This window comes from Zobellella sp. DQSA1 (genome assembly GCF_041950555.1).
Lineage (GTDB): Bacteria > Pseudomonadota > Gammaproteobacteria > Enterobacterales > Aeromonadaceae > Oceanimonas.
The window spans coordinates 1,957,441-1,982,427 of sequence record NZ_CP169531.1 but is presented as its reverse complement, the minus strand read 5'-3'; the positions used below and the strand labels follow the sequence as shown (position 1 = coordinate 1,982,427).

The 24,987-nt window shown below is 64.6% G+C and carries 22 protein-coding genes; 7 read left to right on the top strand and 15 right to left on the bottom strand.

What is annotated here, in order from left to right; genetic code table 11:
* Positions 1-24: 24 nt before the first annotated feature.
* The 8 genes from apbC to glk form a co-directional block, all read right to left on the bottom strand.
* A complete protein-coding gene (gene apbC, locus ACEVBK_RS09505) occupies positions 25-1,098 on the bottom strand; it encodes an iron-sulfur cluster carrier protein ApbC (RefSeq protein WP_375058360.1) in 1,074 nt (357 codons plus the stop codon).
* A gap of 102 nt (positions 1,099-1,200) precedes the next feature.
* Positions 1,201-2,316 carry an ABC transporter ATP-binding protein gene (locus ACEVBK_RS09500; RefSeq protein WP_375058359.1) on the bottom strand — a complete coding sequence of 372 codons (1,116 nt, stop codon included), beginning with the start codon at positions 2,314-2,316 and terminating at the stop codon, positions 1,201-1,203.
* Positions 2,317-2,511: 195 nt separating this feature from the next.
* Positions 2,512-3,375 (bottom strand): carbohydrate ABC transporter permease, encoded by an 864-nt coding sequence (locus ACEVBK_RS09495; protein ID WP_375058358.1) that lies wholly within the window; start codon positions 3,373-3,375, stop codon positions 2,512-2,514.
* Positions 3,368-4,309 (bottom strand): carbohydrate ABC transporter permease, encoded by a 942-nt coding sequence (locus tag ACEVBK_RS09490; protein ID WP_375058357.1) that lies wholly within the window; start codon positions 4,307-4,309, stop codon positions 3,368-3,370. The genes ACEVBK_RS09495 and ACEVBK_RS09490 overlap by 8 nt, the downstream gene beginning before the upstream one ends.
* 59 nt (positions 4,310-4,368) lie before the next feature.
* Entirely contained in the window at positions 4,369-5,622 is a 1,254-nt protein-coding gene (locus tag ACEVBK_RS09485; RefSeq protein WP_375058356.1) for an ABC transporter substrate-binding protein, read from the bottom strand.
* A gap of 155 nt (positions 5,623-5,777) precedes the next feature.
* On the bottom strand, positions 5,778-7,229 hold the full coding sequence (locus ACEVBK_RS09480; RefSeq protein WP_375058355.1) for an ATP-binding protein: 1,452 nt from the start codon (positions 7,227-7,229) through the stop codon (positions 5,778-5,780).
* A complete protein-coding gene (locus ACEVBK_RS09475) occupies positions 7,226-7,942 on the bottom strand; it encodes a response regulator (RefSeq protein ID WP_375058354.1) in 717 nt (238 codons plus the stop codon). The genes ACEVBK_RS09480 and ACEVBK_RS09475 overlap by 4 nt, the downstream gene beginning before the upstream one ends.
* Entirely contained in the window at positions 7,939-8,898 is a 960-nt protein-coding gene (gene glk, locus ACEVBK_RS09470) for a glucokinase (RefSeq protein WP_375058353.1), read from the bottom strand. The genes ACEVBK_RS09475 and glk overlap by 4 nt, the downstream gene beginning before the upstream one ends.
* Before the next feature lie 117 nt (positions 8,899-9,015).
* Between glk and metG the strand changes: the two genes are divergently transcribed.
* Positions 9,016-11,046: a methionine--tRNA ligase gene (metG, locus tag ACEVBK_RS09465; RefSeq protein ID WP_375058352.1), complete on the top strand. Its 2,031-nt coding sequence runs from the start codon at positions 9,016-9,018 to the stop codon at positions 11,044-11,046.
* A 58-nt stretch (positions 11,047-11,104) separates the two neighbouring features.
* On the opposite strand, the gene ACEVBK_RS09460 is transcribed toward metG, so the two are convergent.
* From ACEVBK_RS09460 to pabB, 3 genes are all read right to left on the bottom strand, one after another.
* Positions 11,105-12,487 (bottom strand): L-serine ammonia-lyase, encoded by a 1,383-nt coding sequence (locus tag ACEVBK_RS09460; RefSeq protein WP_375058351.1) that lies wholly within the window; start codon positions 12,485-12,487, stop codon positions 11,105-11,107.
* A 139-nt stretch (positions 12,488-12,626) separates the two neighbouring features.
* The gene (locus ACEVBK_RS09455) at positions 12,627-13,190 is read right to left on the bottom strand and encodes a CoA pyrophosphatase (protein ID WP_375058350.1); all 564 of its coding nucleotides are present in this window, start codon (positions 13,188-13,190) and stop codon (positions 12,627-12,629) included.
* Positions 13,187-14,563, bottom strand: a complete 1,377-nt coding sequence (gene pabB, locus ACEVBK_RS09450; protein ID WP_375058349.1) for an aminodeoxychorismate synthase component I — start codon at positions 14,561-14,563, stop codon at positions 13,187-13,189. The genes ACEVBK_RS09455 and pabB overlap by 4 nt, the downstream gene beginning before the upstream one ends.
* Before the next feature lie 127 nt (positions 14,564-14,690).
* On the opposite strand from pabB, the gene ACEVBK_RS09445 reads away from it, so the two are divergent.
* Positions 14,691-16,211, top strand: coding sequence for a fumarate hydratase (locus ACEVBK_RS09445; RefSeq protein ID WP_375058348.1), 1,521 nt, complete (start codon positions 14,691-14,693; stop codon positions 16,209-16,211).
* Between the two features lie 192 nt (positions 16,212-16,403).
* On the opposite strand, the gene yccX is transcribed toward ACEVBK_RS09445, so the two are convergent.
* Positions 16,404-16,676 carry an acylphosphatase gene (yccX, locus tag ACEVBK_RS09440; RefSeq protein WP_375058347.1) on the bottom strand — a complete coding sequence of 91 codons (273 nt, stop codon included), beginning with the start codon at positions 16,674-16,676 and terminating at the stop codon, positions 16,404-16,406.
* 76 nt (positions 16,677-16,752) lie between these two features.
* Here yccX and ACEVBK_RS09435 point away from each other — a divergent pair, with 76 nt between their 5' ends.
* From ACEVBK_RS09435 to ACEVBK_RS09420, 4 genes are all read left to right on the top strand, one after another.
* Positions 16,753-17,946 (top strand): class I SAM-dependent methyltransferase, encoded by a 1,194-nt coding sequence (locus tag ACEVBK_RS09435; protein ID WP_375058346.1) that lies wholly within the window; start codon positions 16,753-16,755, stop codon positions 17,944-17,946.
* Between the two features lie 274 nt (positions 17,947-18,220).
* A complete protein-coding gene (selD, locus tag ACEVBK_RS09430) occupies positions 18,221-19,258 on the top strand; it encodes a selenide, water dikinase SelD (protein WP_375058345.1) in 1,038 nt (345 codons plus the stop codon).
* Positions 19,251-20,354, top strand: a complete 1,104-nt coding sequence (mnmH, locus tag ACEVBK_RS09425; RefSeq protein ID WP_375058344.1) for a tRNA 2-selenouridine(34) synthase MnmH — start codon at positions 19,251-19,253, stop codon at positions 20,352-20,354. The genes selD and mnmH overlap by 8 nt, the downstream gene beginning before the upstream one ends.
* A gap of 14 nt (positions 20,355-20,368) precedes the next feature.
* Positions 20,369-21,001: an MBL fold metallo-hydrolase gene (locus tag ACEVBK_RS09420; protein WP_375058343.1), complete on the top strand. Its 633-nt coding sequence runs from the start codon at positions 20,369-20,371 to the stop codon at positions 20,999-21,001.
* Positions 21,002-21,136: 135 nt separating this feature from the next.
* Here ACEVBK_RS09420 and ACEVBK_RS09415 read toward each other — a convergent pair whose 3' ends face one another.
* The gene (locus tag ACEVBK_RS09415; RefSeq protein WP_375058342.1) at positions 21,137-22,030 is read right to left on the bottom strand and encodes a LysR family transcriptional regulator; all 894 of its coding nucleotides are present in this window, start codon (positions 22,028-22,030) and stop codon (positions 21,137-21,139) included.
* Between the two features lie 101 nt (positions 22,031-22,131).
* Here ACEVBK_RS09415 and ACEVBK_RS09410 point away from each other — a divergent pair, with 101 nt between their 5' ends.
* Entirely contained in the window at positions 22,132-23,367 is a 1,236-nt protein-coding gene (locus ACEVBK_RS09410) for an MFS transporter (RefSeq protein WP_375058341.1), read from the top strand.
* Here ACEVBK_RS09410 and ACEVBK_RS09405 read toward each other — a convergent pair.
* Complete coding sequence (locus ACEVBK_RS09405; protein WP_375058340.1) at positions 23,345-24,238, bottom strand: dienelactone hydrolase family protein; 894 nt, start codon at positions 24,236-24,238, stop codon at positions 23,345-23,347. The two genes, ACEVBK_RS09410 and ACEVBK_RS09405, sit on opposite strands and share 23 nt — an antisense overlap.
* 57 nt (positions 24,239-24,295) lie before the next feature.
* Entirely contained in the window at positions 24,296-24,913 is a 618-nt protein-coding gene (locus tag ACEVBK_RS09400; RefSeq protein WP_375058339.1) for a hypothetical protein, read from the bottom strand.
* Between the last annotated feature and the right edge of the window lie 74 nt (positions 24,914-24,987).

Below are 24,987 nucleotides of genomic sequence, written 5' to 3'. Positions count from 1 at the left end.
GTGTTACCTGAAAATGAAAATGGGTCACACCAGCCGGGTATAGAGGCTGGTGGGAATGGTTTTGCCGGTAAAATACAGGCCGGCGGCCACCCGCGCGGCAATGTCCAGGTAAGCCTTGGCGATCGGCCCTGCGGGCTCGGCCTCGACCGTGGGCGTCCCCTGGTCCATGTGGCGACAGAGGTTCACGTCCAGCGGCAACTGGCCGAGCAGGGGCACCTGGTGCTCGGTCGACACCCGCACCCCGCCCCCTTCGCCGAACAGGGCTTCCCGGTGGCCACAGGCACTGCACTGGTGGTAGCTCATGTTCTCGATCACCCCTAGCACCGGAATATTGACCTTGCGGAACATGTTGATGCCCTTGACCGCGTCCGCCAGGGCCACGTTCTGGGGCGTGGTCACCACCAGGGCCGCCGTGGTGGGCACCTGCTGGGCAATGGTGATCTGGATGTCGCCGGTGCCCGGGGGCAGGTCCACCACCAAGTAGTCGAGCTCGCCCCAGCGGGTCTCGCGCAGGATCTGCGACAGCGCCTTGCTGGCCATGGGCCCCCGCCAGATGGTGGCGTCGTCCGCCGCGACCAGAAAGCCAATGCTGTTGGCCTTGAGGCCGTGGACCTCGATGGGCGTCATGGTCTTGCCGTCGTCGCTTTCCGGACGGGCGTCGGCCACTCCCAGCATCAAGGGGATGGACGGCCCGTAGACGTCCGCATCCAGGATGCCGACCCGGGCGCCCTGGTGCTTGAGCGCCAGCGCCAGGTTGACCGCGGTGGTGGACTTGCCGACCCCGCCCTTGCCGGAGGAGACGGCGATGATATTGCGCACCCCGGCCACACCCTGGACCTCGTTGGACCGGGCCAGGGTGGCCACGTCGACACGCAACTGCCAGCGCACCGAACGAGCACCGCTCAGGGTACACAGTTCGGCGTCCAGATCTCTCAGCGCCGTCTCCACCGCCAGTTCGGCGAAAGGCAGCACCAGGCTGATGACCAGTTCGTCCCGTTCCAGGCTGATGCCACGCACAAAACCGGCACTGACCGGATCCTGGGCCCAGTGCAACGGCCTGAATTGCGCAAGCCGGGCGCTAATCTGTTCGTTATTCATGCTGTTTCGCCTGATAGGGAATCTGCCCTGCACTCTACCAAAAAGCCCGGGCCGGCGAAACGCCGGCCCGGGCTGTAAAGGGGATTAGAGTAGCTGAAGGTCTTACAACAACCGCTGTTCGGTCGCCGGGTCGAACAGTACCGCCTTGCTCATGTCCACCATCAGCGCCATGCTCTCACCGGCCCGGCCCGCCTCGGCCGGGTGTACCCGGCAGTTGACGCCCTGGCCGTTGAGCTGCACCTCCACCAGGGTATCGGGCCCGGTCGGCTCGACCACTTCCAGCCGTGCCCGGAAGCGGCACACCTGCGCCAGCCCTTGCTGATGAGGGATCACCTGGGTCAGGTGCTCGGGACGGATGCCCAGCACCACCTCCTGGCCCAGCCGGCCGCTCAGGTCCTGGGTGTCCGGCTCCAGGGGGAAGACGAAGGCCTCACCATCGCCGTTGAGCACCTGCACCCCCAGCCCCTGCTCACCCGCCACCAGCTCGCCGCGCAGGAAATTCATCGCCGGCGAGCCCATGAAGCCGGCCACGAACATGTTCACCGGGTTCTCGTAGATCTCGCGCGGGGTACCGAACTGCTGGACGATACCGTCCTTCATCACCGCGATGCGGTCCGCCAGGGTCATCGCCTCTATCTGATCGTGGGTCACATAGACGATGGTGGTGCCCAGGCGCTGATGCAGCTTCTTGATCTCGGTGCGCATCTCCACCCGCAGCTTGGCGTCCAGGTTGCTGAGCGGCTCGTCGAACAGGTAGATCTTGGGCCGGCGCGCCAGCGCCCGTCCCATGGCCACCCGCTGGCGCTGGCCGCCACTGAGCTGGGACGGCTTGCGATCGAGCAGGTGGCTTATCTGCAACAACTCCGCCACCCGCTGCACCTCCTGCTCCCGTTCGGCCCTGGGCACCTTGCGGATCTCCAGGCCGAAGGCGATGTTGTCGCGCACCGTCATGCTCGGGTAGAGCGCATAGGACTGAAACACCATGGCGATGTCCCTGTCCTTGGGCTGCAGGCCGGTGACCAGCCGCTCGCCGATGCGGATATCGCCGGACGTCACCTCCTCCAGCCCGGCGATGGCGTTCATCAGGGTCGACTTGCCGCAGCCGGAAGGCCCCACCAGGATCAGGAACTCCCCGTCCTTGATCTCGATATCGATGCCCTTGAGCACCTGGGTGTCGCCGAAGCTTTTCTTTACATTCTCAATTGCCAATGCTGCCATGATGGCGTCCTCTTCAATATATTGCCGCGTCGCTGTCGAACAGCCGCCTCCTTGTCCAGATGACGAGCCAAGGAGGCAACTCCGCCGACCCTTGGCGCCAGGGATGGCGCCGTCGAGCCCCCCATGGATGGGTTTACGGCGTGTCGGCGGAGTTGTCCCTTGGATCGGCTGGCACCGCGTTACAGCGATCGTCACTTAGCCCTTCACCGCGCCGGCGGTCAGGCCGCGCACGAAATACTTGCCCGCCAGCACATACACCAGCAGGGTCGGCAACGCCGCTATCATCGCCGCCGCCATGTCCACGTTGTATTCCTTCACCCCGGTCGAGCTGTTCACCAGGTTGTTCAGCGCCACCGTGACCGGCTGGGTATTGCCGCCGGAATACACCACCCCGAACAGGAAATCGTTCCACACCTGGGTGAACTGCCAAATGACGGTCACCACGAAGATGGGCGCCGACACCGGCAGAATGATGCGCCAGTAGATGCGGAAGAAACCGGCCCCGTCGATGCGCGCCGCGCTCACCAGCTCGGTCGGCACCGCCACGTAGAAGTTGCGGAAAAACAGGGTGGTGAAGGCCATGCCGTAGACCACGTGCACGAACACCAGACCCGGAATGGTGTTCGCCAGCCCCAGCCAGCCCAGGGTCTGGGCCATGGGCAGTATCACCACCTGGAAGGGGATGAAGCAGCCCAGCAGCATGGCGCCGAAGAAAAATTCCGAGCCCCGGAAACGCCACTTGGTCAGCACATAACCGTTGAGGGAGCCGAGCAGGGTGGAGATCAGCACCGCCGGCACCGTGATGGCGAAGGAGTTCCAGAAATAGGGCTTCACCCCCTCGCAACTCACCCCGGTGCAGGCGCTACCCCAGGCCTTGGCCCAGGCCTCCAGCACCCAGACTTCCGGCAGCGCCAGCAGGTTGCCGCCGCGGATGTCCGCCATGCTCTTGAACGAGGTCAGCACCATCACCAGCAGCGGCAACAGATAGAACAGCATCGCCAGGCCCAGCACGCCATACAGCAGCCCCCGGGCGACGGGATTGGCAGCGGCTTTAACCATGACGTTTCCCCCTCAGTTCGGAATACAGATAAGGCACCAGTATCGCCAGCACCACCCCCAGCATCATCACCGCGCTGGCCGAGCCCAGGCCCATCTGGCCGCGACTGAAGGCGGTGGTGTACATAAAGGTGGCCGGCAGATCGGTAGCATAACCGGGGCCACCGCCGGTCAGCGCCATCACCAGATCGAAGCTCTTGATGGCGATATGGGAAAGGATGATAAAGGCGCTGAAGAACACCGGCCGCAGGTAGGGCAGTATGATACGCCGGTAGATGGTGAACAGACCGGCGCCGTCGAGCTGGGCCGCCTTGATGATGTCGTTGTCCACCCCACGCAGCCCGGCCAGGAACAGCGCCATCACGAAACCCGACGACTGCCAGACGGCGGCGATCACCAGGGTGTAGATGGCCATGTCCGGGTTGACCAGCCAGTCGAAGGTGAAGGACTCGAAGCCCCAGTCCCGCACCAGCTTCTCCAGCCCCAGCCCCGGGTTCAGTACCCATTTCCAGGCGGTGCCGGTGACGATAAAGGACAGCGCCATGGGATAAAGAAAAACGGTGCGGATGGCACCCTCGGCGCGGATCTGCCTATCCAGCAGCACCGCCAGCAACACCCCGATGGCGAGGCAGATCAGGATGAAGAGCCCCCCGAAGATCAGGATATTGAGCGAGGCCACGCTCCAGCGATCGTTGTCCAGCAGCCGCTGGTACTGCAGCCAGCCCACGAAATCGTACTTGGGCAGGAAACGGGACGAGGTGAAGGACAGCAGCACCGTCCAGGCCACGAAGCCGTACACGAACAGCACCGTGGTGATCATGGTCGGCCCCAGCACCAGCCTGGGCAGCCAGCGCTGCAGCCGGTCCACCGCCCCACCGCCGGCGCAGGCAGGGGCCTCTCCCCGAGGCAGGGCCCGGGTCATGGAATACTTGGTCATGTCAAATCCCTGAGATAAGACCGGAAGACGGCGGGCGGGCAAGGGCCCGCCCGCCGGGCTCAGATGGCGGCCTTGACCGCCCGGGCCATCTGCCGGGCCGCATCTTCGGCACTCATGGAGGCGCTGTTGAAGTAGTTGGTCACCACGTCATAGATGGCCCCCTGGATGGCGGAAGTGGTGGCCATGCCGTGGGCCATGCTCGGCACCAGGCTGTCCTGTTCCGCGGTGCGCACGAAATCGTCCATCGACAGGTGGGCACAACTGTCGAACTTGTCCCGGGGCATGCCGGTGCGGGTGGGGATGGAGCCCTTGTTGAGGTTGAAGGTTTCCTGGAAAGTCGGCTCCATGATGAGGCGTGCCAGATCCTTCTGGGCCTGGATGTCGTCGTCGTTGCGCTGCTCGAACATGGCGAAGCTGTCGATGTTGAAGGTAAAAGCATCCCGGGTATCGGGCGCGGCCACACACAGGTAGTCCTGGCCCGCCACCTGGCCGGCGGCGCTGAACTCGCCCTTGGCCCAGTCGCCCATCACCTGCATGGCGGCATCCCCGTTGATCACCATGGCGGTGGCGATATTCCAGTCCCGTCCCGGGGCATCGGCGTCGATATAATTGCGCAGTTGCTTGAACAGGGTCAGCACCTCCACCATCTGCGGGCCGGACAGGGTGGCGTCGTCGTGCTCGACCAGGGCCTTGCGGTAGAAGTCGACCCCGCCCTTGCCGAGTGCCACCGTCTCGAACAGGGTGGCGTCCTGCCAGGCCTGGCCGCCGTGGGCCAGGGGGGTGACGCCGGCCGCCTTCAGCTGGTCGGCCACCACGATAAATTCGTCCCAGGTGGCCGGCACCTCGGCCCCGACCCGCTCGAACACCGCCGGATTGGCCCACAGCCAGTTGACCCGGTGCACATTCACCGGCACCGCCACATAGTGGCCGTCGTGGCGCATCACGTCCGCCACCACCTTGGGCAGCAGCTCATCCCAGCCACCCTGGCGGGCCACCGTTTCCAGGTTGGCGAGGAACCCCAGTTCGGCCCATTCCTGAATGTCCGGTCCCTTGATCTGGGCGGCGCTGGGCGGGTTGCCGGACACGGCCCGGGACTTGAGCACCGTCATGGCGCTCTCGCCACCGCCGCCGGCCACCGCAAAATCTTCCCAACTGTGGCCTTCCGCCTCCAGCAGTTCCTTGAGCACGGCCGCCGACCTCGCTTCGCCGCCCGAGGTCCAGAAATGCAGCACCTCCACGTTGCCCGCCCAGGCCGACGGGGCCAGCATACCGCCTAACATCACACCGAGAATGGATTTCCGTAACAGTTTCATTGGGGTTCCCTTTTGTGGTTTCACTCAATGGCAGGCTCCCACCTGGAGCCACCCCCGAATTAAAGCACGACGGCGAAGGCGCTTGGGTTACATAAGGAAAACAATTGTAACAAAGTGTTAATAAATCCTGATTTTATTAACACAGAGATCACACTTCAGCCGCTGCCCTTCGGCAACCGCACCGACACCACCAGGCCGCCCCCGGCCCGGTTGGCCAGGCTCAGCTCGCCGCCGTGGGCGTGCACTATGTTACGGGCGATGCTGAGCCCCAGGCCGGTACCGCCAGTATGGCGGCTGCGGGAGGACTCCAGCCGGTAATAAGGCTCGAACACCAGCTCCAGGGCCGCCTCGGGGATGCCCGGGCCCTGGTCGCTGATCTGCACCTCCAGCCAGCCCCCGTCCTCGGTGAGGGTCACCTCCGCCGAGCGACCGTAGAACACCGCGTTGTCGATCAGGTTGCCGAAGCAGCGCCTGAGCGCCAGCACCTTGCCGTGAAAGGGGGACGGCGCCAGCCCCTGCAGGCTGACCTCGGCCCCCATCAGGCCGGCGTCGTCGCACAATTCCTGCAACAGGGCGAAGAGATCGACCCGGGTCACCGGCTCGCGGATATCGGTGCCCCGGGCACAGTCGAGCGCGCCCTTCACCATCTGCTCCAGTGCCAGCAGATCCTGCTCGAACTTGACCCTCGCCAGGTCGTCGTCGAGCAACTCGGCGCGCAACCGCAGCCGGGTGATGGGCGTCTTGAGATCGTGGGAAATGGCCGAGAACAGTCGCTCCCGATCGGCCATAAAGCGGCTTATCCGGTCCTGCATCAGGTTGAAGGCACGGGCGGTAGCGCGAATCTCCCGCGGGCCGCTCTCGTCCAGCTTGGCCACCTCCATGCCTCGCCCCAGCCGCTCGGCGGCCCGGCCCAGGCGGCGCAGGGGCCGGTTGAGCCAGCGAAAGGCAAGGGCACCGGCCAGCAGCAGCACCAGCACCAGCAGGGTGAGGAACAGCAGCCGTTCGCCGTCCAGGTAGGAAGTCGGCGCCAGCAGGGTCCGGTCAGGCAACAGTGCCGCCAGGTAGAGCCAGTCGCCCTCGCCCATGGCCAGTTGCATCACCAGGATAGGCGGCGCGTCCGGATCGTGGATCTGGCTCTGCTGGGCCCAGCGGGCGGGCAGGTCCAGCAGCCGCACATCGTTCTTGTACACATGCAGGGTCTGGGGATGGGATACCCCTATGTGCAGCTCGAGGTCCCCGCCCAGGCGCCGGCGCAGCTCCTGCTCGAAGCGACGGGTGACGATGGCCTTGATGGGGGAGTCGGGAATGTCCTGGATATGGATGAACTCCCGGTTGAGGGACACGAAGAAGCGGGTTCCCCCCATGTCCCTGAGCTGGGACAGCACCAGGTGCTGGTAGTTGCGCGGCAGGGCGCGGAAGAAGTTGACGGTGGAGGCCACGCTGTCGGCCAGTTCTTCGGCCATGCGCGCCGCCGACTCGACCTTGTCCTTGTTGAGCTGCTGCACCCAGACCGCGTTGCTGACCACCTGGGCCAGCACCACCCCCAGTATCATCACCAGCGACATGCGCCCGAACAGGGAGTTGGGCCAACTCCGCCAGCGCTTCATTTCAGCTCCACCGCCACCGCCAGCACATAGCCGGCGCCGCGCACCGTCTTGATGATATGGGGATCCTTGGCGTCCTCCCCCAGCCGCTGGCGCAAGCGGCTGAGCTGCACGTCGATGCTGCGATCGAAGGGGTTGGCTTCCCGGCCCCGAGTCAGGCCCAGCAGATCGTCCCGGCTCAGCACCTCGCCCGGCCGCTCCAGGAACAGCTGCAGCAGGGTATAGTCGGCGCCGGAGAGGGCATGCTCCTCACCTTGGGGGTTGGTCAGGCTGCGGTTGACCGTATCGAGCTGCCAGCCGGCGAAACAGTAATAGCGATGATGGCCGCCCGGCATCACGCCACCCACCCGCCGGAAGATCGCCTTGATTCGCGCCAGCAGCTCCCGCGGGCTGAACGGCTTGGGCACATAGTCGTCCGCCCCCAGCTCCAGGCCGATGATGCGGTCACTCTCGTCCGCCGAGGCGGTGAGCATGATGATGGGCACCTGGGAGACCTTGCGCACCCGGCTGCACAGGGTGAAACCGTCCTCGCCGGGCATCATCACGTCCAGGATCAGCATGTCCGGCGACACCAGCTCCAGCGCCTGCAGCAACCGCTCGCCGCTGTTGAGGGAGCTCACCTTGAAACCGCTGCGCTCCAGGTAGGACTTCAGCAGGGCGCAGATTTCCTCGTCATCGTCCACCACCAGGATATGACGTCCGGCCCACTCGCTCATGCACCGGCCTCCTCGGCCAGCAGGGCGGCGGCAGAACCCAGCAGGCCGGGCTGCTCGGCTATCACCACCCAGGTGCCGATGCCTTCCAGGTAGCCCCGGAACCGGCCCTTGGCCTCGAAGCGCTCACGGAAGTGGCTTTCGGCGAACAGCTCGGTCATGCGCGGCACCATGCCACCGGTGATATAGACGCCGCCCAGGGCGCCCATGGTCAGGGCCAGGTTGCCGGCCACCGCCCCCAGTATGGCGAAGAAGCGCGCCACACTCTCGACACAGCGCTCGTCGCTGCCGGCCAGGGCATGGCGGCCGATGTCGGCGGCGCTATAAGCATCCGCCGTCTCGCCATGGTAGTCGCACAGAGCCTGGTAGATGTTCTCGAGGCCCATGCCCGACAGCAGCCGCTCGGCGGACACATGCTCGTACCGGTGCCAGAGGTGGCGCAATATGGCGAGCTCCACTTCATCACCGGGCGCAAAATCCACGTGGCCCCCTTCGGTAACCAGGGGCCGGCCATGGACCAGGCCTCCCACTCCCAGGCCGGTGCCCGGGCCGAGCAGGGCAACGGGGAAACCGGGCCGGGCCGCACCACCGCCCACCTTGCGCCGTTCCTGCTCCGCCAGGTGCGGCAGGCTGTGGGCCAGGGCGGTATAGTCGTTGATGACGCGCAGCTCATCCAATCCCAGCGCCCGACCCAGGGCCGCCCGCGAAAAACTCCAGCCGCTGTTGGTCATCTCGATGCGGTCCTGCTCCACCGGGCAGGCAATGGCCAGACAGGCCCGTTTCACCGCCTCCAGCGGCTGGCCCACCTCGGCCAGGTAATGGCGGATGGCCTGCTCGATGTCCCCATGGGCACTCACCGCCAGCACCCGGATGTCCCGGGGGACCAGGGTCCCCGGCTCCACCAGCGCAAAACGGGCGTTGGTCCCGCCGATATCCGCAATCAGACAAGCCTGTGTCATGTCATACTCCCTGCTCAAACCGGTTAAAAAGGGGAAAAAGCGGTCGGGGAGTGTATAACAGAAAAAACTCGGGTAACATGCTCAGTCCCACGTAATTGACTCAACAAAATGGAAATTATGGCTACCGATCCACGTAAGATACTTGTCACCTGCGCCCTCCCCTATGCCAACGGCTCTATCCACCTTGGTCATATGCTGGAGCACATCCAGGCCGATATCTGGGTTCGTTATCAGCGAATGCGTGGCCATCAAATCCATTTTATCTGCGCCGACGACGCCCACGGCACCCCCATCATGCTCAAGGCTCAGCAACTGGGTCTGGATACCGAGCAGATGATCGCCGCGGTGCAGCAGGAGCACAAAGCCGACTTCGATCGCTTCAATATCAGTTTCGACAATTACCACTCCACCCACAGCCCGGAAAACCGCGAATTCGCCGAACTGATCTATGGCAAACTCAAGGCCAACGGCTTTATCCAGAGCCGTACCATTTCCCAGTTGTATGATCCCGAACAAAACATGTTTCTGCCGGACCGTTTCGTCAAGGGCAGCTGTCCCAGCTGCAAGGCGGAAGATCAGTACGGCGACAACTGCGAGGTGTGCGGCGCCACCTATACCCCGGCGGAACTGATCAACCCGCGCTCGGCGGTGTCCGGCGCCACCCCGGTGATGAAGGACACCGAGCACTTCTTCTTCGACCTGCCCCAGTTCGAGGGCATGCTCAAGGCCTGGACCCGCTCCGGCGCCCTGCAGGAAGAAATGGCCAACAAGCTCGAGGAATGGTTCGAGGCCGGGCTGCAGCAGTGGGACATCACCCGCGACGCCCCCTACTTCGGCTTCGAGATCCCCGACGCCCCCGGCAAGTACTTCTATGTATGGCTGGACGCCCCCATCGGCTACATGGGCTCGTTCAAGAACTATTGCGACCGCCAGGGCAACCTCGATTTCAACGACTACTGGAAAGCGGACAGCGACGCCGAGCTGTACCACTTTATCGGCAAGGACATCGTCTACTTCCACAGCCTGTTCTGGCCGGCCATGCTCGAGGGCAGCGGTTTCCGCAAGCCCAGCAACATCTTCGTGCACGGCTACGTCACCGTCAACGGTGCCAAGATGTCCAAGTCCAAGGGCACCTTTATCAAGGCCGATACCTACCTCAACCACCTGGATCCCGAGTGCCTGCGCTACTACTACGCCGCCAAGCTGTCCAGCCGCATCGACGATCTGGACCTGAACCTGGACGACTTCGTGGCCCGGGTGAATGCAGACGTGGTCAACAAACTGGTCAACCTGGCCTCCCGCAACGCCGGCTTTATCAATAAGCGCTTCGACGGACAGCTTTCCGCCGAGTGCGCCGAGCCCACCCTGTACGCAGAGTTTGCCCAGGCCGCCGAGCGCATCGGCCAGTATTACGAGCAGCGGGAATTCGGCCGTGCCATCCGCGAGATCATGGCCCTGGCCGACAAGGCCAACCGCTATGTGGACGACAAGGCCCCCTGGGTGGTGGCCAAGCTGGAAGGCAAGGACGCCGAGCTGCAGGCCATCTGCTCTATGGGCATCAACCTGTTCCGGGTACTGCTGACCTACCTCAAACCGGTGATGCCAAAACTGGCCGAGCGGGCCGAGGCCTTCCTCGACACCCGCCTGGAGTGGGATACGGTGGCGCAGCCGCTGCTGGCCCACAGGGTCAACAAGTTCAGCGCCCTGTTCAACCGTATCGAGGCCGACAAGGTGGCCGCCATGGTGGAAGCCTCCCGGGAAGATCTGGCTGCCGAGCAGGCCGCCAAGCCCAGCGGCCCCCTGGCCGAGGACCCTATCGGCGAGACCATCAGCTTCGATGACTTCGCCAAGGTGGACCTGCGGGTGGCGCTGATCAAGAAGGCGGAAACGGTGCCGGAAGCGGACAAACTGCTGAAGCTACAGCTGGATCTGGGCGGCGAGACCCGCCAGGTGTTCGCCGGTATCAAGTCCGCCTACAAGCCGGAGGATCTGGAAGGCAAGCTCACCGTCATGGTCGCCAACCTGGCCCCGCGCAAGATGCGCTTCGGCATGAGTGAAGGCATGGTGCTGGCCGCCGGCCCCGGCGGCAAGGATCTGTGGATCCTCGAACCCCAGGCCGGCGCCCAGCCGGGCATGCGGGTGAAATAAGCTGGAAGTCAAAAAGCCCGGGAACCCGGGCTTTTTTGTCTCTTATCGCTTCCAGCCGTCAGCATTCGATGATATTGACCGCAAGTCCCCCGCGGGCGGTTTCCTTGTATTTGGTCTTCATGTCCATGCCGGTGTCGCGCATGGTCTTGATCACCTTGTCCAGCGACACCTTGTGTTCGCCGTCGCCGCGCAGGGCCAGGCGGCTGGCATTGATGGCCTTGACCGCGCCCATGGCGTTGCGCTCGATGCAGGGCACCTGCACCAGGCCGCCGACCGGGTCGCAGGTCAGCCCCAGGTTGTGCTCCATGCCGATTTCGGCGGCGTTTTCCACGTGTTCTATGGTGCCGCCCACCACCGCGGTCAGGGCGCCGGCGGCCATGGAGCAGGCCACGCCCACCTCGCCCTGGCAACCCACTTCGGCACCGGAGATGGAGGCGTTTTCCTTGTACAGGATGCCGATGGCGGCGGCGGTCATGAAATACTGCACCAGGGCGTCATCATCCACCGGTTGCACGAACTTGTCGTAGTAGTGCAGCACGGCGGGAATAATGCCGGCGGCGCCGTTGGTGGGCGCCGTCACCACCCGGCCGCCGGCGGCGTTTTCCTCGTTCACCGCCAGGGCGAAGAGATCCACCCACTCCATCACGCTCAGGGGATCCTTGTTGTACTGGGACTCGCTGGTCAGCCGGCGATGGAGAGCCGGGGCGCGGCGTTTGACCTTGAGTCCGCCCGGCAGTATGCCCTCGGTCTTGCAGCCGCGCTTGACGCAGGCCTGCATCACGCCCCAGATCTCCCGCAGGCCGCGGACGATTTCTTCCTCGGAGCGGTTCACCTTCTCGTTGGCCATCATCAGGCCACTGATGGACATGCCGTTCTCCTGACACAGGCGCAGCAGCTCGGCGGCACTCTTGAACGGATAGGGCGCCGGTCTGGAAGTGGCCTGGGCCTGGGCGCCGGCCTTGGTCTCGGCGAATTCCTCCGCCTTGACGATAAAACCACCGCCGATGGAATAGTAGGACTGCTCGGCCAGCACCGAGTCTCCCTCGAACACCCGGCAGGTCATGCCGTTACTGTGCAGGGGCAGGGTCTTGCGGCGATGGAAGACGATGGCGCCGCTGCGGGGAAATTCCGCCGCATGCTGCTGGTTGAGCAGGATGCGCTGGCTGGTGTCCACCTCGGCCAGGAAACCCGGGATCATGTCCACGTCCACGCTTTCCGGGTCGAAGCCCCCCAATCCCAGGATCACGGCTTTGCCGGTACCGTGACCGATGCCGGTCTGGCCCAGGGAGCCGAACAACTCGACCTCGACCCGGGTGGCCCGGGTCAGGGTACCCTGCTCCGCCAGGCTCGCCACAAAGGCGTGCGCCGCCCGCATGGGACCCACGGTATGGGAGGAAGAAGGGCCGATGCCGATACTGAACATGTCGAACACACTGATCATGGGAACACTCCGAAGTACAACAGGGCTGAACGCAATCATTCAACTTATATTGAATGATTGTAGAATTATTTGAGTTTTAACCCAACAGTTTTTTAATGGCGGGAACAGAGGAAGTGGGATCTGTGAGCGGGATCGCCCGTCAACGGGCGATCTGCTGGGCCAACTGATGGATGACGGCGGCCGTCACTCCCCAGATCCAGGTGTTATTCCAGGGAATGAAGCAGACGGTATGCATCCGGCCGCGACGGTACAGGCGATACAGATAGTGGCGGTCGAGATCGAGCAGGTAGCCGAGCGGCACCTGGAACACCTCGTCCACCTCGGCGGGATTCAGGATAAAGCGCGGCTGCCCCTCGACCAGGCCGACAAAGGGCGTAAGCGCGAATCCGGACACCGTATATTGCGCCCGCAACCGTCCCAGGGGACGGCAGCGGCCGGGCTCCAGCCCGATCTCTTCCTCGCTTTCGCGCAGGGCGGTAAACCATAGGCTGGGATCGCCCTCATCCACCCGCCCGCCGGGAAAACTGACCTGGCCCGGATGATGCCGCAGCCACCGACTGCGCCGGGTGAACACCAGCTCCAGTCCCTGCGCACCTTCCACCAGCGGCATCAACACCGCCGCCGGCCGCGCCTGAGCCGGCAGAACCGGATCCGGCAACGGCGGCAGCAGGTTGAGGCGGGTCACGAGCTCGTCCCGGGTCATAGTTTTTCCAGCACCGGTAGTATCTTGCCCAGTTTATCAAACAACTCCTGGTATTCGGAGCCGGCCTCGGAGTCAGCCACCACACCGCCGCCGGCCCAGCAGTAGAAACGCCCCCGCTCCGCCAGCAGGGTACGGATGGTGATGCTGGTGTCCATGCGTCCGTGGGTGCTGAGGTAGCCGATGCTGCCGCAGTAGCCGTGGCGGCGATGAGGCTCCAGCTCTTCGATGATCTCCATGGCCCGGATCTTGGGAGCGCCGGTGATGGAGCCGCCGGGAAAGGTAGCCGCCAGCAGTTCGGATCCGCCGAGCCCGGGGGGCAGCTCGCCGGTGATGGTCGACACCAGGTGATGTACCGCCGGGAAGGATTCGATGGCGAACAAGGCCGGCACCCGCACCGAGCCGGGCACGCACACCCGGCCGATATCGTTGCGCAGCAGATCCACTATCATCAGGTTTTCGGCCCTGTCCTTGGGAGCCGATGCCAGCTCGTCGGCCAGCCGCCGGTCCTCGGCCTCATCGGCCCCCCGGGGTCGGGTGCCCTTGATCGGCTTGGTCTCGACCCGCCGCCCCTCGAGGGCGATGAAACGCTCCGGCGACAGGCTGAGCACCGCCCCCTCGGGCAGTTGCAGAAAGGCGGAAAAAGGCGCCTGGTTGTGCTCGCTCAGGTGGCGATAGGCGGCCCAGGCATCGCCCTCGAAAGGGGCGTCGAAGCGCACCGTCAAATTGATTTGATAGCAGTCACCGGCGGCCAGATAAGCCTGTACCCGATCGAAGTTGGACTCATATTGGGCCTGGGACTGGTTGGCCCGCCAGGGACCGGTCAGATGAAAGGGCAGCGCCACCCGCTCCCGCCATTGCCGCCACCAGTCCAGCCGGGCTTCGAGCGCAGCCTTGTCGCCCAGCACCAGCAGATGGGCCAGCTGTTCCCGGGTATCGATAATCCAGGCCCAATCGTAAAGGCCCACCGCCATGTCCGGAGTGGCCAGTTCGTTGACGGCAAGGCTCGGCAGCCGCTCCAGCCGCCGCCCCAGATCGTAACCGAACAGCCCCAAGGCCCCGCCGGCAAAGGGCAGATGGCGCCACGGCTCCGGCAGGCTCACCTCGCCCAGCAGCCGCTGCTGCCATTCCTTCAACAGGGTGAAGGGGGAAGCGGTCGAGATCTGGCTTCGATCCTGATGATCGATCACCGTTTGCTCTCCCCGAGTGACCAGGGTGGCCAGGGGCGCGGCGCTGATGATATGAAAGCGGCTGTCGGCCCGGTGGGCGGCGGCCGACTCCAGCAACATGGCCCAGGGCAATTCGGCGACGGGAGAAAAGAAGTCATGCACCGAGCCGGAGAACGGCTGGCTGTGAATGTGCAAACGCGGTCCCATTAATGTAATCCACTCGACAGTTTTGGCATCCGGCTTGAGGCTCAGGCTGGCAGCCGGGGGGCGCTAAGCGTATCATAGCGGGGCTTATAACAACACAGAGCCAATGCCGATAACCCATGAGGAAGCCATGAGCATTATCAAGAAGCAGGACTTTATCGACTCCGTTGCCGACGCCCTACAGTACATCTCCTACTACCACCCGCTGGATTTCGTCCAGGCCCTGGAAAAAGCCTACCTGAAAGAACAGAGCCAGGCCGCCAAGGACGCCATCGCCCAGATCCTGATCAACTCGCGCATGTCCGCCGAAGGCCACAGGCCCATCTGCCAGGATACCGGCATCGTCACCTGCTTCGTGAAGATCGGCATGCAGGTGCAATGGGACAGCGACCTGACGGTACAGGAAATGGTAGACGAAGGGGTACGCCGCGCCTACAACAATCCCGATAATCCCCTGCGCGCTTCCATCGTCGCCGACCCGGCCGGTGCCCGCAAGAACACCAAGGACAATGCTCCCGCCGTGGTGCATATCGACATGGTGCCCGGCGACCATGTCGAGGTGGCCATCGCCGCCAAGGGCGGCGGCTCCGAGAACAAGTCCAAGATGGTGATGCTCAACCCCTCCGACGACATCGTCGAATGGGTACTGAAGACCCTGCCTACCATGGGCGCCGGCTGGTGCCCGCCCGGCATGCTGGGCATCGGCATCGGCGGCACCGCCGAGAAGGCCGCGGTGCTGGCCAAGGAAGCCCTGATGGATCCGGTGGACATCCACGATCTGATCGAGCGCGGCGCCGAGACCACCGAGGAAAAACTGCGTCTGGAAATCTTCGACAAGGCCAACAAGCTCGGCATCGGCGCCCAAGGCCTCGGCGGCCTGACCACGGTGGTGGACATCAAGATCAAGTCCGCTCCCACCCACGCCGCCTCCAAGCCGGTGGTGATGATCCCCAACTGCGCCGCCACCCGCCACGTGCACTTCCACCTGGACGGCTCCGGCCCCGCCGAGCTGACCCCGCCGAAACTGGAAGACTGGCCGGAAGTGACCTGGGAAGTGGGCGAGAATGTGCGCCGGGTCAACCTGGACACCGTGACCCGCGACGACGTCGCCCAGTGGAAGATGGGCGAGACCGTGCTGCTGTCCGGCAAGCTGCTCACCGGCCGCGACGCCGCCCACAAGCGCATCCAGGAGATGCTCAACAACGGCGAGGCACTGCCGGTCGACTTCAAGGATCGCTTCATCTATTACGTGGGCCCGGTCGATGCCATCGGCGACGAGGCCGTGGGTCCCGCCGGCCCCACCACCTCCACCCGCATGGACAAGTTCACCGACATGATGCTGGAGCAGACGGGCCTGATGGGTATGGTGGGCAAGGCCGAGCGCGGCCCGGCCACCGTCGAGTCCATCAAGCGCCACAAGGCGGTGTACCTGATGGCCGTGGGCGGCGCCGCCTACCTGGTAGCCAAGGCGGTGAAGAAAGCCCGGGTGCTGGCGTTCGAAGACCTGGGGATGGAAGCCATCTACGAATTCGAGGTGGAAGACATGCCGGTCACCGTGGCGGTGGACGCCGAGGGCAACAACGCCCACGTGGCCGGCCCCGCCATCTGGCAAGCCAGAATCGAAGAGCTGGATGCCCAGCTGAAAGCCTGACGACGGCTGGAAGCTAAATGTTATCGAACAAGCCCGGTACTACCGGGCTTTTACATTTTTCTGTAAACGCCGCTGTTTAACAGCGGTCATCTCTGCGAAGGCGGAGATCCATGACATATTGCACTGGACTCCCGCCTTAGCGGAGTGACCACAGAGTAATACGAAGGTTTGTCAGCAGTCTGAAAGCCCGGCTCAGCCGGTCTCGAACCCCCGATGGTGGCCCGGCGCCACCTCTTCCACTTCGATATCCTCGACCAGGGCGCTACTCGGCCCCACCTTCAGCCAGTCCACCAGCCGTTGCACCTGGCCGGCCTCCCCTTCGGCCACCACCTCCACCCGGCCGTCGGGCAGGTTGTGGGCATAGCCCCGAAGCCCCAGTTTCTCCGCCTCGCGCTGGGTGTAGAAGCGAAAGCCCACCCCCTGCACCACACCGCTGACCCGGATTTTTTTCGCCATCTCGCCCATGATACCGGCTCCTCGTTTGTGTTTTACCGCGTCGCCCCCTAGAATTGTGGCCCTTTATATTTAGCAGCACCAGCCTATGACCGCAGCCATTAGCCTTATCGCCGGACGGGAAAAGTCCCTCCTGCGCCGTCACCCCTGGGTGTTTTCCCGTGCCATCGACAAGGTACAGGGCCAGCCCAACGCCGGGGACACCGTCGACATCCTGAGCCACAATGGCCAATGGCTGGGCCGGGGCTTCTACTCGCCCCAGTCCCAGATCCGCGCCCGGGTATGGACCTTCGATCAAAACGAAGCCGTGGACGAGGCCTTCTTCCTGCGCCGGCTGAGCCGGGCCCGGGACAGCCGCCAGCCGCTTATCGAGGAGCAGGGGCTCACCGGCTACCGCTTATGTGCCGCCGAATCCGACGGCCTGCCCGGCGTCACCATCGACGTCTACGGCGAGGTGGTGGTGTGCCAGTTGCTCAGCACCGGTGCCGAGCGCTGGCGCAAGGCCATCGTCCAGGCGCTGACGCGGCTGTACCCGGATACCTGCATCTACGAGCGCTCCGACGTGGCGGTGCGCAAGAAGGAAGGCCTGAAGGAGCGCAAGGGCCTGCTGGCGGGCCAACTGCCCGCCCAGCCGGTGGTCATAGAGGAAAACAACGGGGTACGCATCCTGGTGGACGTGGAAAACGGCCACAAGACCGGCTTCTACCTCGACCAGCGGGACAACCGCCGTATCGCCGGCCGCTACTGCCGGGACAAGCGGGTGCTGAACTGCTTCAGCTACACCGGCACCTTCGGCGTCTATGCCCTGAAGGGCGGTGCCAGCGAAGTGATCAACGCCGACGTGTCCGAGTCGGCCCTGGCCCTCGCCCGCCAGAATGCCGAGCTGAACGGCCTGGATCTGAGTCGCGCCCGCTTCGAGCAGGCGGACGTGTTCAAACTGCTGCGCGACTACCGGGAGCAGGGTCAGCGCTTCGACGTCATCGTGCTGGACCCGCCCAAGTTCGCCGAGAGCAAGGCCCAGCTCAACGGCGCCTGCCGCGGCTACAAGGACATCAACATGCTGGCCTTCCAGTTGCTCAACCCGGGCGGCGTGCTGCTCACCTTCTCCTGCTCCGGACTGATGACCTCGGATCTGTTCCAGAAGATAGTGGCGGACGCCGCCCTCGACGCCGGCCGCGACGCCCAGATCCTGGAGCGGCTCAACCAGGCCGCCGACCACCCCATCGGCACCGCCTATCCGGAAGGCCACTACCTCAAGGGGCTGGTAGTCAAGGCCTGGTAACGGCCAGGGGCCGCCTGCGGCCCCTCGGCTTGATGACGCCGTCATTGTCATGATCGTAGAAGTAGGCCAAAGGGAACGGCTCGCCGACACGCTGTGAATACATCCCTGTACGCTCGCACATGCCATCCATGGCATGTGACGGTCGGCGGAGCCGTTCCCTTTATCCGCCTGTTTTGACGCCGCTGTTGCCTGCCAAGGTAAGCCCGAAGGTTTGTCAGCCAGGCAGTCTAACCGTTACTATTAGCACTTTGCGTTTATCACCAAGGAATCCGCAGTGGACCCCATTCGCCTAACCCAATACAGCCACGGCGCCGGCTGCGGCTGCAAGATCTCGCCCAAGGTGCTCGACACCATACTGCACAGCCAGTTGCCCGCCTTCGCCGATCCCCGCCTGGTGGTGGGCAACGCCAGCCGGGACGACGCCGCCGTGGTCGACATCGGCAACGGCATGGGCATCATCTCCACCACCGATTTCTTCATGCCGATAGTGGACGACCCCTTCACCTTCGGCCGCATCGCCGCCACCAACGCCATCAGCGATATCTACGCCATGGGCGGTACCCCCATCGTCGCCATCGCCATCCTCGGCTGGCCGGTCAACCTGCTGCCGCCGGAAGTGGCCCAGCAGGTGATCGACGGCGGCCGCCAGGCCTGCCATGACGCCGGCATTTCGCTTGCCGGCGGCCACAGCATAGACGCGCCCGAGCCCATCTTCGGGCTGGCGGTCACCGGCCAGGTGCCGCTCGCGCGGGTCAAGCGCAACGACACCGCCAGCGCCGGCGATCGCCTCTATCTCACCAAGCCGCTCGGCATCGGCATCCTCTCCACCGCCCAGAAGAAGGGGCTGTTGCGCGAGGAAGACAGCCAACTGGCACCCGAGGTGATGTGTCGGCTCAACAAGCCGGGCCAGGACTTCGCCGCCCTCGAGGGGGTCAGTGCCATGACCGACGTCACCGGCTTCGGCCTGCTGGGCCACCTGCTGGAAGTGTGCGAAGGGGCCGATGTCAGCGCCAAACTGGAAATGGCCGCCATTCCCCTGCTGCCCAATCTGGATCACTACCTGCAGGCCGGCGCCGTGCCCGGCGGCACCCTGCGCAACCTGGACGCCTACGGCCACAAGCTGGCCCCACTCAGCCCGCGCCAGCAGCACATACTGTGCGATCCCCAGACCAGCGGCGGCCTGCTGGTGGCGGTACGCCCCGGAGCCGAGCCCGACTTCCTGGCCCTGGCCCGGCGCCATGATCTCGAGCTCGCCCCCATCGGCCAGCTCGATGCGCCCGGCGCCCATCGCATCGAGGTAAGCGGTGACTGAACTGACGACCGATTACGATATGCTGCTGGGCGAAGGGATACCCATGCTGGATCTACGCGCCCCGGTGGAATTCACCCAGGGCGCCTTTCCCTCGGCCACCAACCTGCCGCTGATGACCGACGACGAGCGGGCCCGGGTCGGCACCTGCTACAAGCAACAGGGCCAACAGGCAGCCATCACCCTCGGCCACCGGTTGGTGTCCGGCGAAGTCCGCGAGCGGCGGATACAGGCCTGGCTGGCCTGGCTCGACACCCACCCCCAAGGCGTCATCTACTGCTTTCGCGGCGGCCTGCGCAGCCAGACGGTGCAGCAGTGGCTGCATGATGCCGGCCGCCCCGTCCCCCGGGTGGAGGGCGGTTACAAGGCCCTGCGCCGGCACCTGCTGCGGGAGATTGAGCTGGGCTTCGCCACCCCCGGCTATGTGCTGGCCGGCCTGACCGGCAGCGGCAAGACCGACTGGCTCAGCCGAACCCCCCTGGCCCTGGATCTGGAAGCCTACGCCCATCATCGCGGCTCCAGCTTCGGCCACTGGGGCGAGCCCCAGCCCTCGCCCATCGACTTCGAAAACCGGCTGGCCATCGCCCGGATCAGACAGCGCCGGGCCGGCATCGGCCCCTGGCTGGTGGAGGACGAAAGCGCGATGATCGGCCGCTGCCCCCTGCCCCTGCCGCTCTACCAGCGGATGCAGCAGTCGCCGCTGCTGGTACTGGAGGTGCCCTTCGAGCAGCGGGTGCGGCAAATTCAGCACGACTACGTGGATTTGATGCAGCTCCGCTTCGGCAACGACCTAGTCCGCCTCGGCGACTACCTGCAGGGCGGCCTCCAGCGCCTCTACAAGCGCCTGGGCGACCGGGAGTGGCGCCGGCTCTCCGCCATCATGGACGAGGCCCTGGCCGGGCAGTCCCAGGGATTGGGCAGCGACGGCCACCAGGCGTGGATCACCGAGTTGCTGGAGCGCTACTACGATCCCATCTACCGCCGCCATCTGGCCGAGAAAGAAGCGCGCGTGGTCAAGCGCGGCGACGCCGGGGAACTGGCCGACTGGCTGGCCCGCCGACACCATGCGGATACTACGCCCACCCATTCATTATGTTAAAAGCGGAACACAGCATGCTTGAACGAATCACCCTGCCGGTCACCCCCTTCGCCCAGAACTGCAGTCTCGTCTGGTGCAGCCAGAGCCGCAAGGCCGCGCTGATCGACCCCGGGGGCGAGACCGAGCGGCTGCTGGCGGCGGTGGCGGAGCGTGGCCTCGAGTTGGACAGCATACTGCTCACCCACGGTCACCTGGACCACGTGGGTGCCACCGGCGAGCTGAAGGAAAAGACCGGGGTGCCGATCATCGGCCCCAAGCGGGAAGACGCCTTCTGGATAGAGGCCCTGGCGCAACAGGCACAGATGTTCGGCTTCCCCCCGGTCAAGGGCTTTTCCCCCGACCGCTGGCTCGAGCAGGGCGACAGCGTCACCGTCGGCGAGGAACACCTCGAAGTCCATCACTGCCCCGGCCATACCCCGGGCCACGTGGTGCTGCTGCACCGGGCCCAACGGCTGGCCTTCGTGGGCGATGTGCTGTTTCACGGCAGCATCGGCCGCACCGACTTTCCCCGGGGCAACCACCAGCAGTTGATAGACAGCATACTGCACACCCTGCTGCCGCTCGGCGACGATATCACCTTCGTGCCCGGCCACGGCCCGGAAAGCACCCTGGGCCAGGAGCGGCTGCACAACCCCTTCCTGCGCTGAACCCGCGCCTTGCTGCCATACTGACGGCAGGAGGTGCACCATGGTCAAACCCAAACAGGGGCCACGCAACCCGCCGGCCCCGCATCTACCGCCCCAACGCCCCATATCGCCGCCCCGGCCCAGGCCGGCGCGGCATCATTCGCTGGCTCCCCAGTGCTGAAGCAAGGCGTCTTTCAGTACCTGCAGCTTGGCCGAATGCTGTCTTGAAGGCTGATAGACCAGGGAGAGCGGGCGTGCCGGAGGCGTGAAGCCGGCAAGAACGGCTTGTACTTCACCCCTGGCGAGGGCCTCCCGGGCGTAGAACGCCATCACCTGCACAATGCCCACCCCCTGGCGGGCGGCGTCCAGCAAGGGATCGCCATGGTCAAACACCAGGTTACCCTCGACCTCGACCTTGCAGACCCTGCCCGACTCGGCAAAGTGCCAGCTGTCAGCCCGCCCCGTATGCTGGCTGCGCACCCGCAGGCAGTTATGGGCCACCAGCTCGCGGGGATGTTCGGGTATGCCCCGCCGTGAAAGATAATCAGGGGAGGCAATGGTCACCCAGTCGAGGGGGGCCAGAGGCCTGGCGATAAGACGCTGATCCCCTATGGCCCCCGTGCGCAACACGGCATCGAAGCCCTCATCCACCAGTTCAACCATCCGGTCCGTCATCACCATGTCGACCTGTAACTGCGGATGGCGTTCGAGCAGCCGGGCCAGTATCGGCATCAGCGCCACCCGACCGAAGGCCGACGGCGCGCTGATCTTCAGCACTCCCGAAGGAGAACAGCGGCGATCCTGCAACTGTCTTCTCAGCTCCTCCAGCCCCCCCACCAATGGCGCACTACGCTCGTAGAACAGCATGCCATCCGGTGTCAGGCCGAGCCCCCGGGTATTGCGGTGCAGCAAGCGTACTCCCAGCTGTTGCTCCAGCCGGCTGATGGCGCGGGACACCCCGGACTGGGTCACCCCGAGTTGCAGCGCCGCCTCGGTAAAACTCTGGCACTCGGCCACCTTGAGAAACTGGCGGACCGCATTCAGATCCATGATTAAAGTCATCTCTGAAATCAATTTTAAGGAATTAATAAAACTTAAATCATAAGAAATACTGTCGCAAGTGTCGTGACAACCAACAACAGGTACAATACATGCCCAAGCAACACCCCTCTTCCATTCCCGTTTCGGTTTATTTGCTGGCCTTCGGTATCTTCGCCATGATCAGCTGCGAGCTGCAGGTCCTGGGCATGATGCCCCTCATGGCCCAGGATCTGGGCCTCGGTATCCCGCAGGTGGGCTACCTGGTTTCCCTCTATGCCGCCGCCATGGCAATCGGCGGCCCGCTGCTGACACTGCTGCTCGGCGCCCAGCCTCCCAAGCGGGCAATCTACCTGCTCTACGCCATCTTCATACTGGGGGAAAGCCTGGGGGCCCTGTCCGACACCTACGGGCTGCTGATGGTCTCACGGCTTGTCACCGGCGCCGTTTCCGGTGCCTTCTTCGGTATCGCGATAGGCATCTGTGGCCGCCTCGTCCCTCCCGGCCTCGCCATCCGGGCGGTGGCCATCGTCCTGGCCGGGATCATGGTGGGCACCATACTGGGACTCCCCCTGGCGAGCCTGGTGGGGGAACACTACGGCTGGCGCGCCAGCTTCTGGCTGGTGGTGGTCCTGGCCCTGCTGGGCGTCCTGTGCAGTGCCCTCCTGCTGCCGGCCTTGCCCGCCACGGCGAGGATAGGCCTGGCCCAGGAACTGGCGGTATTCCACAACCGGCGGCTCTGGTACGTCTACTCGACCAGCTTCTGTGTGATAGGCGCCACCTATGCCGCCTTCAGCTACTTCGTGCCCATCCTCACCCAGGTGGCCGGCTTTGCCGGCGGCAGCGTCTCCCTGCTGCTCTTCGTCTATGGCATCGCCATGCTGATCGGCAACCACCTGGTGGCCATGCTCGCCGGCAGACGGAACATCCTGCTCCTGGCCGTCGGGTTGGTACTGCAAATCCTGTTCCTGGCACTGCTGGCGCTCTTTATCCACCACTCGTGGATGGTGATAGCGGCCGTGATCGGCCTCGGGCTGGTGGGCGTCAGCATGAACCCGGCCATGGTCAGCCGAGTCATGCAGCTTCCTCATGGCGAACGCCCGCTGGTCAATACCGTTCATGCCTCGGTGATCACGCTGGGCATCATGTTCGGCAGCTTTGCCAGCGGCCTGGTACTGGACCAGGGCTACAGCCTGCTGTCCCCCATGTGGGTCGGCGTGGCGGTGGCGCTGGCCGGCCTGTTGACCCTGCTGCTGGAAGGCCCCGGAAAAACGGCGCCTGCCGACGGCTCGTCGGCAAACGACCGCGGTCAGGAGGTCTCTGGTCCTATCCCACCAGATGCTCGGTGAAGAACACCAGGGTGCGGGACCAAGCCAGCTCCGCCGCCTCGGGGTGGTAGCGGGGGGTGGAATCGTTGTGAAAACCGTGCTGGGTGCCCGGGTACTGGTAGGCCTGGTAGCGTACGCCGTGGCGTTTCAGGGCCGCTTCATAATCCGGCCAGGCGGCGTTGATGCGCGCGTCGTCCTCGGCCATCTGCACCAGCAAGGCAGCCTGGATGTCCTCCACCTTGTCCAACGCCGGCGGCATGCCGTAGAAGGGCACGGCGGCGGCGACCCACCCGGGCAGCTCGGCGGCCAGCTTGTTGGCGATAAAGCCGCCGAAGCAGAAGCCCACCACCCCGAGTTTACCGTTGCCCCCTTCCAGCGGTTGCAGGAAGCGGGCGGCGGCGGCGAAGTCGGCGGCGATCTTGTCGCCGTCCAGTTGCTGTTGCAGGGTCCGGCCGTCATCGTCGTTGCCCGGATAGCCGCCCAGCGGAAAGAGCGCATCGGGCGCGAAGGCGATAAAACCGGCCTTGGCCAGGCGCCGGGCCACGTCCTCGATATAGGGGTTGAGGCCGCGATTCTCGTGCACCACCAGCACCAGGCCCGGCGGGGATGAAGGATTGCGAGGCTGCACCAGATAGCCCCGGCCCTTGCCATGGCCCTCGGGGGCATCGAATTCCCGGTAGCTGGCCAGGATATCCGGATCGGTGAAGGACACTTGCTGGGCCCGGGCATAGTCGGGCCTGAGGGCCGCGAACAGGCCGGCGGCGGTCACGCCGCCCACCGCCACCCTGGCCAGACCGGTCATGAACTGGCGTCGGTCGATCAGGCCATGGGCGTATTGGTCGTAGAGGTCGAAGGCCGGCTTGGGGATGGCGGCGGGACCGAGTTTACGCATCGCGAGGGACTCCTTTCTGGATGGCTACCCGGCCAGTATAGCAAAGGCAGGGAAGACTCAATCGTCCCAGTCGTCATCCTCGTCCCTGGCCGGCTCGTCCCTGGTGTCGATGACCACCACCGGCGCCAGTACCGCTATGGTTTCCAGCAACTGGCGCCTGGGCTGCCAGTTGCCGACGAAACCGAAGCGATAGCGGTGATCGTCAAGCTTGAAACGATCCTCTACCTGGGCGCCCAGGGCGTCGTTGATTTGCAGCAGTTCCTGCTCGCTCAGGGACAAGTCCAGGGTAAAGGCGATAATGGCGCCGTCATGACCGGGCAGCTTGCCCCGGTTCACCGCCTGCACCCGCTCCCGGGGCAGCGCCATGGCCACCTTGCCGACGCCGTTGACGATATAGAGACGCTCGGCGTCGAAGGCCAGGTTGATCAGCCGCTGCCGGCTCCAGCTCGGCGGCCACAGGCTCATCAGCAGCACGACACCACCGAAGATCACGCCGACCCAATGGATAAGGCCGAAGCCATCCCGGCCGTCCCACAGGGCCATGGTCACGGCGGCCAGGCTGGCCAGCAGCACCAGGCCGTGGGTGAGATAGAAGCGCACCGCGGGCGGATACAGCACGAATTCCAGGGGGCGCTCGAGCACCTGTTGCAGGGGTAATCGCTGCACTGTCATCATCTTGTTCCGTCATTCAAAAGGGTGACAACCCTAGCAAAAAAAGCGCCGGCCATAAATAATGACTCTTATCGCAG

What these genes read in the sequence shown, in the direction of transcription:
- apbC (WP_375058360.1), bottom strand. Translation starts at nt 1,098, where the DNA reads ATGAATAACGAACAGATTAGCGCCCGGCTTGCGCAATTCAGGCCGTTG.
- ACEVBK_RS09500 (WP_375058359.1), bottom strand. Translation starts at nt 2,316, where the DNA reads ATGGCAGCATTGGCAATTGAGAATGTAAAGAAAAGCTTCGGCGACACC.
- ACEVBK_RS09495 (WP_375058358.1), bottom strand. Translation starts at nt 3,375, where the DNA reads ATGGTTAAAGCCGCTGCCAATCCCGTCGCCCGGGGGCTGCTGTATGGC.
- ACEVBK_RS09490 (WP_375058357.1), bottom strand. Translation starts at nt 4,309, where the DNA reads ATGACCAAGTATTCCATGACCCGGGCCCTGCCTCGGGGAGAGGCCCCT.
- ACEVBK_RS09485 (WP_375058356.1), bottom strand. Translation starts at nt 5,622, where the DNA reads ATGAAACTGTTACGGAAATCCATTCTCGGTGTGATGTTAGGCGGTATG.
- ACEVBK_RS09480 (WP_375058355.1), bottom strand. Translation starts at nt 7,229, where the DNA reads ATGAAGCGCTGGCGGAGTTGGCCCAACTCCCTGTTCGGGCGCATGTCG.
- ACEVBK_RS09475 (WP_375058354.1), bottom strand. Translation starts at nt 7,942, where the DNA reads ATGAGCGAGTGGGCCGGACGTCATATCCTGGTGGTGGACGATGACGAG.
- glk (WP_375058353.1), bottom strand. Translation starts at nt 8,898, where the DNA reads ATGACACAGGCTTGTCTGATTGCGGATATCGGCGGGACCAACGCCCGT.
- metG (WP_375058352.1), top strand. Translation starts at nt 9,016, where the DNA reads ATGGCTACCGATCCACGTAAGATACTTGTCACCTGCGCCCTCCCCTAT.
- ACEVBK_RS09460 (WP_375058351.1), bottom strand. Translation starts at nt 12,487, where the DNA reads ATGATCAGTGTGTTCGACATGTTCAGTATCGGCATCGGCCCTTCTTCC.
- ACEVBK_RS09455 (WP_375058350.1), bottom strand. Translation starts at nt 13,190, where the DNA reads ATGACCCGGGACGAGCTCGTGACCCGCCTCAACCTGCTGCCGCCGTTG.
- pabB (WP_375058349.1), bottom strand. Translation starts at nt 14,563, where the DNA reads ATGGGACCGCGTTTGCACATTCACAGCCAGCCGTTCTCCGGCTCGGTG.
- ACEVBK_RS09445 (WP_375058348.1), top strand. Translation starts at nt 14,691, where the DNA reads ATGAGCATTATCAAGAAGCAGGACTTTATCGACTCCGTTGCCGACGCC.
- yccX (WP_375058347.1), bottom strand. Translation starts at nt 16,676, where the DNA reads ATGGGCGAGATGGCGAAAAAAATCCGGGTCAGCGGTGTGGTGCAGGGG.
- ACEVBK_RS09435 (WP_375058346.1), top strand. Translation starts at nt 16,753, where the DNA reads ATGACCGCAGCCATTAGCCTTATCGCCGGACGGGAAAAGTCCCTCCTG.
- ACEVBK_RS09420 (WP_375058343.1), top strand. Translation starts at nt 20,369, where the DNA reads ATGCTTGAACGAATCACCCTGCCGGTCACCCCCTTCGCCCAGAACTGC.
- ACEVBK_RS09415 (WP_375058342.1), bottom strand. Translation starts at nt 22,030, where the DNA reads ATGGATCTGAATGCGGTCCGCCAGTTTCTCAAGGTGGCCGAGTGCCAG.
- ACEVBK_RS09410 (WP_375058341.1), top strand. Translation starts at nt 22,132, where the DNA reads ATGCCCAAGCAACACCCCTCTTCCATTCCCGTTTCGGTTTATTTGCTG.
- ACEVBK_RS09405 (WP_375058340.1), bottom strand. Translation starts at nt 24,238, where the DNA reads ATGCGTAAACTCGGTCCCGCCGCCATCCCCAAGCCGGCCTTCGACCTC.
- ACEVBK_RS09400 (WP_375058339.1), bottom strand. Translation starts at nt 24,913, where the DNA reads ATGATGACAGTGCAGCGATTACCCCTGCAACAGGTGCTCGAGCGCCCC.